At 45.1% G+C, this 10,750-nt stretch carries 8 protein-coding genes and 3 pseudogenes; 10 read left to right on the forward strand and 1 reads right to left on the reverse strand.

What is annotated here, in order from left to right:
• From BACCOPRO_RS06550 to BACCOPRO_RS06600, 10 genes and pseudogenes are all read left to right on the forward strand, one after another.
• A pseudogene (locus tag BACCOPRO_RS06550) lies at positions 1 to 668 on the forward strand (DNA methylase); the annotation flags it as partial.
• Between the two features lie 656 nt (positions 669 to 1,324).
• Positions 1,325 to 2,992, forward strand: a complete 1,668-nt coding sequence (ltrA, locus tag BACCOPRO_RS06555) for a group II intron reverse transcriptase/maturase (RefSeq protein WP_004323414.1) — start codon at positions 1,325 to 1,327, stop codon at positions 2,990 to 2,992.
• 103 nt (positions 2,993 to 3,095) lie between these two features.
• Positions 3,096 to 4,079, forward strand: a pseudogene (locus tag BACCOPRO_RS06560) (DNA methylase); the annotation flags it as partial.
• A 429-nt stretch (positions 4,080 to 4,508) separates the two neighbouring features.
• Positions 4,509 to 4,922 (forward strand): DUF4313 domain-containing protein, encoded by a 414-nt coding sequence (locus BACCOPRO_RS06570; RefSeq protein ID WP_008142092.1) that lies wholly within the window; start codon positions 4,509 to 4,511, stop codon positions 4,920 to 4,922.
• Between the two features lie 770 nt (positions 4,923 to 5,692).
• Complete coding sequence (locus BACCOPRO_RS06575; protein WP_008142095.1) at positions 5,693 to 7,426, forward strand: ParB/RepB/Spo0J family partition protein; 1,734 nt, start codon at positions 5,693 to 5,695, stop codon at positions 7,424 to 7,426.
• Between the two features lie 110 nt (positions 7,427 to 7,536).
• Positions 7,537 to 7,911, forward strand: coding sequence for a hypothetical protein (locus BACCOPRO_RS06580; protein ID WP_008142096.1), 375 nt, complete (start codon positions 7,537 to 7,539; stop codon positions 7,909 to 7,911).
• A gap of 458 nt (positions 7,912 to 8,369) precedes the next feature.
• The gene (locus BACCOPRO_RS06585; protein WP_008142098.1) at positions 8,370 to 8,813 is read left to right on the forward strand and encodes a JAB domain-containing protein; all 444 of its coding nucleotides are present in this window, start codon (positions 8,370 to 8,372) and stop codon (positions 8,811 to 8,813) included.
• Between the two features lie 547 nt (positions 8,814 to 9,360).
• Positions 9,361 to 9,639 carry a hypothetical protein gene (locus BACCOPRO_RS06590; RefSeq protein ID WP_008142100.1) on the forward strand — a complete coding sequence of 93 codons (279 nt, stop codon included), beginning with the start codon at positions 9,361 to 9,363 and terminating at the stop codon, positions 9,637 to 9,639.
• Positions 9,640 to 9,717: 78 nt separating this feature from the next.
• On the forward strand, positions 9,718 to 9,990 hold the full coding sequence (locus BACCOPRO_RS06595) for a hypothetical protein (RefSeq protein ID WP_008142101.1): 273 nt from the start codon (positions 9,718 to 9,720) through the stop codon (positions 9,988 to 9,990).
• Positions 9,991 to 10,021: 31 nt separating this feature from the next.
• A complete protein-coding gene (locus BACCOPRO_RS06600; protein ID WP_008142102.1) occupies positions 10,022 to 10,378 on the forward strand; it encodes a hypothetical protein in 357 nt (118 codons plus the stop codon).
• 165 nt (positions 10,379 to 10,543) lie between these two features.
• Here the strand turns inward: BACCOPRO_RS06600 and BACCOPRO_RS18315 are convergent.
• Positions 10,544 to 10,750, reverse strand: a pseudogene (locus BACCOPRO_RS18315) (glycoside hydrolase family protein); the annotation flags it as partial.

Here is a 10,750-nt window from a genome sequence, read left to right on the forward strand (position 1 = left end):
CTTATATCAAAGTGCCGGAACTGGCGATGTTCCTGCGTGAAATCACCGACTACCGTACAGCCGACATGATAAATCTTGACGTGCCGGAGAAAAACGTCCGCTTCCTCTCTCATGCGCCGACTATCGAGCAGGAAGAAATGATCGGACGCCTCGTTTCCTTTGCAGGTAGTGGAAACTGGGAAGACCTCGGGCTTGACATGATCGAGCCGGACAACCTCGACAAGGCAAAGATGCTCATTGCTACCAATGTGGCACGCAAGATGGCTCTCGACATGCGCCTTTTGGGTGAGAAGTTCAGCGATGATGCAGGTAACAAGGCTTCCATTTGTGCCCGAACCATCTATGACTATTATGTACGCTCGGCAGCCAATAAGGGTACGCAGTTTGTATTCAGCGACCTAAGCACCTACAAGCCTAACGAGTGGAACATCTATACCGACATCAAGGAGAAGCTGGTACGCCTCGGCATCCCGGCTGATGAAATCCAGTTTATCCAGTGTGCCACCACGGAGAGGGCAAGGAAACGCCTCTTTGAAGACATGAACAGCGGCAGGGTGCGTGTCCTCTTCGGCTCTACATCCATGCTCGGTACAGGGGTCAATGCCCAGCAGCGGGCTGTGGCGGTGCATCATCTGGAGATACCGTGGGTGCGACATGAAGTCGCATAGATAATTGTTGGAATGATACTTACGGGTATCAGCTTTAACCCGCTGTTCCGTCAGCGGTAGCCTACCGACCGATGCACCTTAATGTTGTATTAAGCGGTCGGGACGAAGTACACTTTCGCAAGACAAGACAGAACCGTGAGGGGAAGTCAAGTACGGTTAGTATCATACCGTAGAGTGGCGAGGCTGGATAGTATGGTTAGCGCAAGCGAACTGTTAGTAAACTTCGTAATGTCACGAAAGAGTGTAAGATACTGGCACACTCTACCCAAAAGGGAAGCGGTCGGTTAATCCTCTCCATGGTAGGATTACACGGATATAAGCACCGCCGGAGGATGAGACAGAACCTAACCTATCCGTTAGTTATCTATGTGGAACATGGTAAGCCTGTATATCTCCTGTCATGTAAAAATGACAGGTAAGCTGACAGCAATGAAAGCCGAATGGTGTGCAGGTATAAGATAACAGAAAAAGCGAATGCCGTTCTGTAATGGAGCGGATACGGATTGAACCGACATCACGGGCTGATGTGGGCGACATCATCCGACACGAAAGTGGGCAGACTTCTGTGACGACATTAGGTAGGCAATCAAACCGAATGTTGTCAAATGGTGATTCTTTACAATTAACTTTTAGAACTTTCAAAAGGAGGAAAGCAAATGAACGAAAACAAGACATCGTGTGCGCCTGCTGACAATCAGCAAACACTTTGGGACAGAATAGACTGGACTAAAGCGGAGTTGGCTGTCAGAAAGCTACAAGCACGAATTGTAAAGGCTCAGAAGGAAGGCAGATACAACAAGGTGAAAGCCTTGCAGTGGACGCTGACCCACTCTTTTTACGCAAAAGCCTTAGCCGTAAAGAGAGTTACTTCTAACGGAGGTGGCAACACCCCCGGAGTGGACATGGAAACATGGGAGAAACCCGAAGCAAAAACACAAGCGATAAGCGAACTCAAACGCAGAGGCTACCAGCCGAAGCCATTGAGAAGAGTCCACATCAAAAAGAGTAATGGCAAACTGCGACCGTTGGGAATACCGACAATGAAAGACAGAGCCATGCAAGCACTCTACCTTATGGCATTAGAACCAGTGTCGGAAACAACAGCCGACTCACGTTCATACGGTTTCCGCAAGGAACGCCGCTGTATGGACGCGGTAATGCAATGCCATAACATTCTCCGAAAAGGCTATTCTCCCGAATGGATTCTGGAGGGTGACATAAAGGGGTGCTTCGACCATATCAGCCATGAATGGCTGCTTGCCAACATCCCTATGGACAAGGCAATACTCCGAAAATGGTTGAAATGCGGCTATATCTTCAACAAACAGATGTTCCCGACAGAGGAGGGAACGCCACAAGGTGGCATTATCTCTCCCACGCTTGCCAATATGACATTGGACGGATTGCAGAAAGTCCTTGCAGAGAAATATAAACGAGTTAGAATCAAAGGTAAGTTATATTCGCCAATGGTGAATCTTGTCCGTTACGCTGATGACTTTATAATTACCTGCGAGAACCGTGAAACACTTGAAAAGGAAATCAAGCCATTGGTAGCCGACTTTATGTCTGAAAGAGGTCTGACCTTATCAGAAGAAAAGACGGTGATAACCAATATCCGTGACGGTTTCGATTTTCTCGGTTTCAACATCCGCAAATTCGGCAATGAAATATTGACCAAGCCGACCAAGAAAGCCGAAAAACGCTTTATGGAGAATATCCGTAAGGTGACAAAAGGTCATAAGGGTTGCAAGCAGGAATCATTAATCAGGATGTTGAATGCTAAAATTCGAGGATGGGGAGCATATTATCAGCATGGGGCGACACGTGATTCTTTTCACAGAATCGACCATCAGATATTTCTCGCCTTGTGGCAATGGGCTAAACGCCGTCATTCCAAGAAAGGGAAACAGTGGATAAAAGACCGCTATTGGCACAATATCCGAGGGAACAGCTGGACTTTTGCGGCTAAGTTCAAGAAATCAAACGGCAAAGAAGACCAACTTACCTTGTTGAAACTGGCATCTTCGTTTCCTTTTCTGCAATATACGCAGATAAAGGGGGACATGAATCCGTTTGACGCAGACTGCCGCCTGTACTTCAATAAAAGAATGAAGTCAAAGATGCTTGTGACGCTGAAAGGACGTAAATCCCTGCTTTACCTATGGGAAAAGCAAGGTCGGAAATGTCCGATATGTGGTGAACCGATTGACACGCATAAGGCATGGAATGTAATGCCGACCGTACAAGACGGACGGAAATGCAATCTGTTGGTTCATGATGAATGTTTCAAATTATCCCGTAAAAACAATGGAAACAAGAAGTAGGATGAGCCGGTCTCTGCACACGAACAGAGACTTTGAAAAGCTTGAGCCGTATGAGGGGAAACCCTCACGTACGGTTCTGAGGGGGGAAGAGGGCAGTAATGCCCTTGACCTACCCGATAGACCTGCCGACATGGAGCAGCGCAACGGTCGTGCGGTACGCAAGGGTAACACCGTGAAGCTCTGGGGCGGTAACGTGGTGGATATTGTAATCTACGGAACGGAAAAGACGCTCGATGCCTACAAGTTCAACCTGCTCAAAAACAAGCAGATGTTCATCAACCAGATAAATAACGGCACTATTGCCGTGCGCCGCATCGACGAGGACAGCATGGACGAGGACAACGGCATGAACTTCGCCGAGTTCGTGGCTATCCTTTCAGGAAATACCGACCTGCTCAACAAAGCCAAGCTCGACAACAAAATCATGCAGTTGGAGAAAGAACAGGCCATATTCAAGAAAGAGCGCATCCGTGCGGAGCGCAAGATTGCTGCCAACACGGAAGCTGTCTGCAAGGCAGAACGCATCGTGGCGCAGGTCAAGCAGGATATGGAGTATATCGCATCTTATAGTGGCAGTAGGGAAACGCTGTTGCTCAATCTGCCGCAGGCTACCCGGGAAGAGACAGGCCGTGAACTGCACCGCATAGCCAAAACATATAGAGGTGAGGCTTACCGTACCATTGGCAGCTATATGGGGCTAAATCTGCTTGTCAGCAGCGAGTACACCCTTTCCGGCTCGTTCGACCGTAACGTTTTCTTTGTCGAGGGCGTAAGTGGACTGAAATACCGCTGTGGCGTGTCGGGAGTCCTGCCGTTGGGATTTGCCGAATCGGCACGCTACCCACAGGCCGCACTTGAAAGGATGCCGTCATTGATAGAGAAACAGCAGAAACAGATAGCCATGCTGCAGCACGAAATACCGACCTTGCAGGAAATCACCGTCCGGAAGTGGAGTAAGGCGGAAGAACTGGAACACTTGAAACAGGAATGTAAGGACTTGCAGCATAGGATTGACGAAGTACTCAAGGAAGCCGAGCGTCCGCAGTCCGAAGTCCCCGAAGAAGAAAATACAGTCAGGGCAGCCTGACCGTGATTCGTTGATTTAACCTTTTTGCCTGTCCGGTCGTGATGATCGGGCAGGTTTTCCTGTGTTCCGACCTGCCGGGGCCCGGCTGGCTTTTATAGCCTGGCATCTGCCTTTTTTATTCCTCCTTTTCCCTTTTTATCACCTCCCTTTATATCTGTCTTTCAATTCTTTTATATCTTTGTCCTTACAGTCCGCCTTGACCTTCCGGCTTATTGTTCCGCGAAAGTAACGGATAACAGCTGTACCTTGCAAATCCTCACGGCCTGCGGTGGCCGACGGAAATCTTCCTTCTTTGGGAGAAGCGTATTTCTGTCGCCAGATTTGTCCGGTTGCCGTTATCACTTTCGTGGTGCGGAAAAATAAATCCGGTGAAGGTCTTTAAGGACCGAAAGCAGGGAAATAAAAAAGTAAACTTAAAACGATAGCATTATGGAAAATGAAATCAGAGAAAGGGAAGTGGTTGTGGACGGCATGACTTTGACACTGCTTCATAAGGACGGTAAATGGGTTTTCCCGTTTGTCACGTATTATCAGCATGGACTTGGAGCACCACTTTGTTTGGCATTGTTGGCGTATGTAGAAGACAGTAACGAATTTGAGTCGGAAGCTGTCATCACGGTCAATCTGCCTGGTGTGGAACGCGGTGCCGGGTGTCAGTTTATCGACACGAACAACAACAGGGAAGAAGTTCTCGACTGGCTTATGCTTTACGGATTATGTACCCCCACTGGCAGATACGCCGTTTCCGGTTTCTGCAAGTATCCCGAGGTGGATTTTTATCAGAGCGAACGCTTCATGAAGCAGAAAGAGCTTTGCGACAGATATTTCAACATCGTTGATTGACAGGCAGGAGAAGGTGGTCATACAGGACTGCCTTCTCCTGCCTGCCAGTGTCCTTTTATATGGATACCTTTCCGGTATTTCCTTCCTTTTCTATCCGGCTTTCCCACCCAAAAATTAAGGTATGATGTCTGTGCCGCTGTCCGCCCTCCATTTCAAGGTACGGAAGGCTGTGCCCGATCAACAGTAGTCTGCTTCATACCGCTACATGTCGGAGCTTCGACTTGTCGAAACAACCGGTATTCCGCTATATGGGCATCCTGCTTGGTTGTTGCTCCGGCACATTCCGCCTTTTGTCCGTATCTTTCCTTTATGGGCCGACGGCGTCATGGGCAAGCGGTGACACATTCTGCTTGTGCCGTCCGTCGTGACTCCGGCATGTCACAGGCAGAAAGAGTCCCCTTTTTGTTTGCCCGGCAGACCGTTTTTTACCCGCCCAAGCCCTCATCCCTTTTATCATAAACCTTTTATACAGGCCGCTGGCCAATTCCTGTTCTATTTGCGATTATTGTCAGCTGTCATTCCTTGTCTGCCACCGCATAGGTTTTATCGGGTGCGAATTTAGGTTGTCGCGCCTGATTCTTCCGTTTTGAAGTGCATTTCTTGGGAAAATCTTCCTTGCTGGGCAAGAGTATTTAGCCAAGAAAAAACGTCGAAAGGGCTGTACCGACATCCTTTATCTGCACCATAAAACCCTAAGGCGGTTCGGCAAAAAAGAACTGACCAGAGGGAAAATAAAATTATTATCAACGAACAATTAAATTCAATGAATTATGGAAAGAACAGGTATGCAGTCAGTAGAAGAAAAGAAAATCAGTATGGTTGCATTGGCAGACATTCAGCCGAGCGGTTACAACCCACGCAAGCACTTTGACGAGGCGAGCCTTGTGGAACTGGCAGACAGCATCCGTCAGCAAGGGGTCTTGCAACCTATTGGAGTGCGTCCGATTAATGAAATCGGAAAATTTGAGATAGTTTTCGGAGAACGCAGATACCGTGCTTCCCTTATGGCAGACATGACGGAAATTCCTGCTACTATTCTGAATGTGTCGGACGAGGTGGCAGAGGAAATGGCAGTAACAGAAAACTTGCAAAGAAAGGATGTTACACCCATTGAGGAAGCAAACGCATATCAGAAACTTATTGATAGTGGTAGGCACGACATTAAGTCTTTGGCCGTTCAGTTTGGCAAGAACGAAACCTATATACGCACTCGCTTGAAGTTCACCGCACTTATCCCCGAAATTGCGGAACTTCTGGAAAAGGACGAGTTGACAATCAGTGTAGCGAGTGAAATCTGTCGTTATGGCGAAGACATTCAGAGAGAAGTGTTCGACAAACATCTGAAAGAGGGTGTTATGTATGGCAGTTGGCGAGGTATGAAAGCTACCGAAGTGGCGAAGAACATAGAGCGTGACTTCACAACTGATCTTGGCCGCTACAATTTTGACAAGACCCTTTGTCTGTCATGTCCGCACAACACGAACAACATGACACTCTTTTGTGAGGGCAGTTGTGGAAATTGTGCAAAGCGCAGTTGTCTTGCTGAAATGAATACGGCATTCATTGTTGAAAAGTCTATTCAAGCGTTAAGTGCCCATCCGCTCCTTTCGCTCGGGTACAATCAATACTGCTATGATATGGGAGCAGTAAACCGTCTTAAAGAGTTGGGCTATGAAGTCACAGAATTAACAGGCAGATGCTACCAATACCCCGAATTGCCGGAAGAACCGCAGTCTGGTAACTATGAAACGGAAGATGCGTTCAGAGAAGCCAAGTTGGAGTACGACCAGAAAGTCAACGATTATATGGAAGAATGCAAGGAACTGGTTCGCAGAAATGAAGAGGGCGAGATTTCTCTGTACGCACAGATAGGTCAGAAAGATATATCCATGTGCTATGTGGAAGTGGCAACCCGAAGTTTAATTAGTGGACAGACAGCAGAATTGGAACAGCTTTCTCCAATACTGAAGCTGGAGAAACAGGATAAGCGCAACAAGGAGATTGCACGTGAAAAGACTGTGGATGACATCAAGAAACGGATTTTTGAAGTTGATGTTACTGAAACTAAATTTGGTACAGACGAGGACAGGATGATGTACTACTTCATGCTTTCGTCGTTGCGCAAGGAGCATTTCTCTGTCGTTGGCATTGAGGAAGAACATTCTCCATATCTTACAGGAGAAGAAAAAATGAATATCATTGCCAACCTTACATCGAAGATAAAGGCTGTCATCCGCAGGGATTATCTGATAGCTAATTTCAAGAGTGATGCATACGGAAACAATGTCGTGGCCGACCTGTTGCTTGCATTTGCACAGAAGCATATGCCCGAAGCACTGGCTGAAATCAAGAACACGCATGACGAGGTGTACCAAAAACGGCATCAGCGCATCGAGGAAAAGAAAGCTGTTCTGCAGGTGCAGGAACAGGCCAAGCAGGAAACTGACCAGTTCGAAAGTGATACTACCGAACAAGAGCCTCAGTCGCAAGAGGTTGCAGCCTGACCATAATTCATAATTTGTTTCAGATGCAAGACGGAGCAATCCGTCCTGCTCTTATAATATGTAATTTGTAGAGAATAATAAAATGTTTAATATTTAAAAGAAATTCTATTATGAAAAACTTCATTTCAAAGATTAGTAAAGATGCCTTGGTAAGTAGTTCTGTTGCCTTAATGATGCAAGAACAGTATTATTATTCGTTATGTCCGTATTGGTATGATAAGTTTGGTCAGAAGTATGATACTTCGATAAGTAGAGATACTCCAATGTATATGTGCGAATGTTATACTTTGGAAGAATGTTACCATTGGCTTATTACCGAACATAATTTTTCATTTGAAATCACCCAAAATGAAGGTATATATCATATCGTTGTAGTAAATTGTAATTGTGTCGTTTACAAGTCAAAAAGAGAGTCGAAATGTTTCAAAACGATTGAGGAGGCCTTGAATAAGGGAATGGAAGAAGCGTTGGAGTTTTTATACTGATAGAGAAGTTGGTGATAGTACCTTTATTAATCGTAAGAATGTTGCTGTAGGAGAGGATTTTTCTACAGCAACTTAAAGTAGAATAGTTGCATATATATGTTTATGATATACTCTACTTTCAGTTTCCTTTTTTACTGCCCTTCTTGTTTTTCGGCAGTTTTCGTCTGCTGAAACAGTACGAACCAGGGTTCTGGCTGATTCCTACAGACCACATGGGCAGTCTTCCGTCATCGGCCGGCCCGGGCAACCTTTATAGCCGAACCTCTTATAATACTCTAGTAATCTCAACATTTGTTTTCAGCGAAGTTACAGCATCTTTCTGGACAAATGCAAGATCCGGGTGAATTTGGGAAACAATCTCCAATCCTGCGGATAGTATTCTTTCCCAAAATCTTGCATGAAGTCCCGACAGAGCTGTGCCCGGGCAAAAAAATTGTTTCACCTCCAATCTTCGTTATATGAATACATTTTCTTTCCCTCAGATTTCAGTAAATTACAAGGATGCCGATGCTGCAAAACGTACCATGGTAAACTCCTCCAGAATAAGCTACGACATTTTCAAGGAAGCATACGATGAATGTATGCAGCATCATGAGGAATGCTGGGTGATGTTCCTCAATCAAGCCAATAGGCTTCTCGGACTCTCCTGCATATCAAAATGCGGCATCAGCCAAACCGTTGTGGATGTCCGTATCATCCTACAGACGGCACTTCTGGCTCACGCATCGGGCATAATCCTCAGCCACAACCATCCGTCAGGCAACATGGTGGCTAGCTCCAATGACAATGCCATTACAAGCAAACTCAAGAAAGCCTGCGAACTCCTTGACATCACTCTCCTTGACCATATCATACTCTCGGATACGGGCTATCTGAGCTATGCGGACGAAGGGATGCTTTGACAGCATCTCTTTTTACGACAAATCCTGTTATACTGCCACCCTCATGTGTGCTAGACGGAGACTGTTATAAAACCTGCATGTCTACGGCAGCCTTGGGCTGCTGTAAGCACTACGGTCCGGAGCTGTGGCTGATGACGGAATCCTGCACGTGCAGGGTTCTGTTATCGGCCGCTCCGGAAACCTTTATAATTCTCCAATTATATGCCGTCCGTCATATTACCCCACCGCCGCCCTTGTCCATTTATATCTTTCCCTTTTATACCGAAGCTCTGGCTGTCATGTTTTTCCTTTCACCGTTCCTTTTGTCACCGCATCGGTTTTATCAGGTGCAAATTAAGTCAGCCGCGCCTGATCCTCACGTTTTGGGATGAATTTCTTGGGAAAATCTTCCTTGTTGGAGCAAGAGTATTTTCTCAAGAAAAAACGTCGGAATAGGCTTTTACGGCAGACAATTTTTGCACCATAAAACCCAAAGCGGCTCCGGTAATAAGGAAGCCGAACTGAGGGAAAAATAAACAAGTTTTCAAATTTAATAATAGAATCAACTATGGACAAAAACATTCAGAAATCTAAAGAGTTCCGACTTGCAAAGGATTGGGAAATGGCGGTGAACAGTTTTTCTTTTGATCCGAAACGCTTTGCGGCAGCAATCCCTACGATGCACCCTACGCTGCAACAGAGCCTGTACAGGCTGATCAAGGAATGCATCAAGGTTATGGCAGATGATACGCGTTACTACGACGACCGTAACATGGCTTCGCATGAGGAAGCAAAATGCCTGATGGAATATCTCAATAAACATGGACGTAACATACCTCTTAAATAATTGTAGTATGAACTCAGCCTTATTCCACACTTTGGCGTTGAATATTTATGCAAAAATATAATAATTAAAAATTATACAATGAAAACAAAGGAATATCAGTTTGATGGCAGCATTTATGTATGTCGTATTGTTCAAGCCAATGATGGCGAAGAACTTGTAATCGCACCTACAGCTTTATTGGATGTTATCCAACCCGGTAGCTTTGAAGATGAAAATGAAGGCTTTGCCAATAAGGAAGCCGAATATATTTATGACGAGATTTTTTTCTTCACTGATGCAGAGACTCTTGCTTTGCCAGAGGAGCAGTTTATCGAGGAGTTGAAGAAGGATAACAGTGAGTGGCTTGAATAATTAGTATATAATCATTAAATTTTTTAGCATTGTGGATAAAGATTATGTTATGCGTATAGCCGGAACAATCCGCGAACAGTTGGTATCAATGACCGATACAGCAATCCTTATGTCATGGGGAATTCAGGAATTTATGGCAACGATATATAAGGATTTGCCTGGATTGAAGTTCCGTGTCAACGGACATCTCTTTCAGGGTTATGTTTTGATTTGTCTGAATGGTTCTGACTATTATGAGGTGTATCTCTTGAATGAGGAAGAAACCAGATGCATTAGTGATGAAGTTTGCTTCGATGAACTGGGAGAGATTATCGACAGACACGTAGAAAGTGGAACGGATAAAGAAGAATATGCTCGTTTCTGTGAACAGATTGTATCATTTTACTAATATGAACGAGAAGTCTTTCAATTATAGGAAGGACTTCTCGTTTTATTTCTAATGACTTTCAGTAAGTATTGCACTTATTCAGTTTATTTCCTTTTCCATTTTCTAATTAATTGTTTTTGCATGTAAATGACACTTCGAATGTATAAGAAATCTAATTATCCTGACTTATTCTTTAAAGAGTAGCATATATTCTACCTTCCTTCTCCGTTCGATGCTTGGAATTACCTTACCTCTGTAGCAACGGAAAGAAATGTACTCCTTATAGATGTCCCTGTTTCCTGCTTCCAGTTTTTGTATGAGCTTGCTTTTGGGCAGATCTCTATTACCTAAAAGGCGAAATGCTCCCACGTTATGTAAGCTTTTACATAACGT

Origin of the sequence: Phocaeicola coprophilus DSM 18228 = JCM 13818, assembly GCF_000157915.1 — a bacterium.
Lineage (GTDB): Bacteria > Bacteroidota > Bacteroidia > Bacteroidales > Bacteroidaceae > Phocaeicola > Phocaeicola coprophilus.

What these genes read in the sequence shown, in the direction of transcription:
- ltrA (WP_004323414.1), top strand. Translation starts at nt 1,325, where the DNA reads ATGAACGAAAACAAGACATCGTGTGCGCCTGCTGACAATCAGCAAACA.
- BACCOPRO_RS06570 (WP_008142092.1), top strand. Translation starts at nt 4,509, where the DNA reads ATGGAAAATGAAATCAGAGAAAGGGAAGTGGTTGTGGACGGCATGACT.
- BACCOPRO_RS06575 (WP_008142095.1), top strand. Translation starts at nt 5,693, where the DNA reads ATGGAAAGAACAGGTATGCAGTCAGTAGAAGAAAAGAAAATCAGTATG.
- BACCOPRO_RS06580 (WP_008142096.1), top strand. Translation starts at nt 7,537, where the DNA reads ATGAAAAACTTCATTTCAAAGATTAGTAAAGATGCCTTGGTAAGTAGT.
- BACCOPRO_RS06585 (WP_008142098.1), top strand. Translation starts at nt 8,370, where the DNA reads ATGAATACATTTTCTTTCCCTCAGATTTCAGTAAATTACAAGGATGCC.
- BACCOPRO_RS06590 (WP_008142100.1), top strand. Translation starts at nt 9,361, where the DNA reads ATGGACAAAAACATTCAGAAATCTAAAGAGTTCCGACTTGCAAAGGAT.
- BACCOPRO_RS06595 (WP_008142101.1), top strand. Translation starts at nt 9,718, where the DNA reads ATGAAAACAAAGGAATATCAGTTTGATGGCAGCATTTATGTATGTCGT.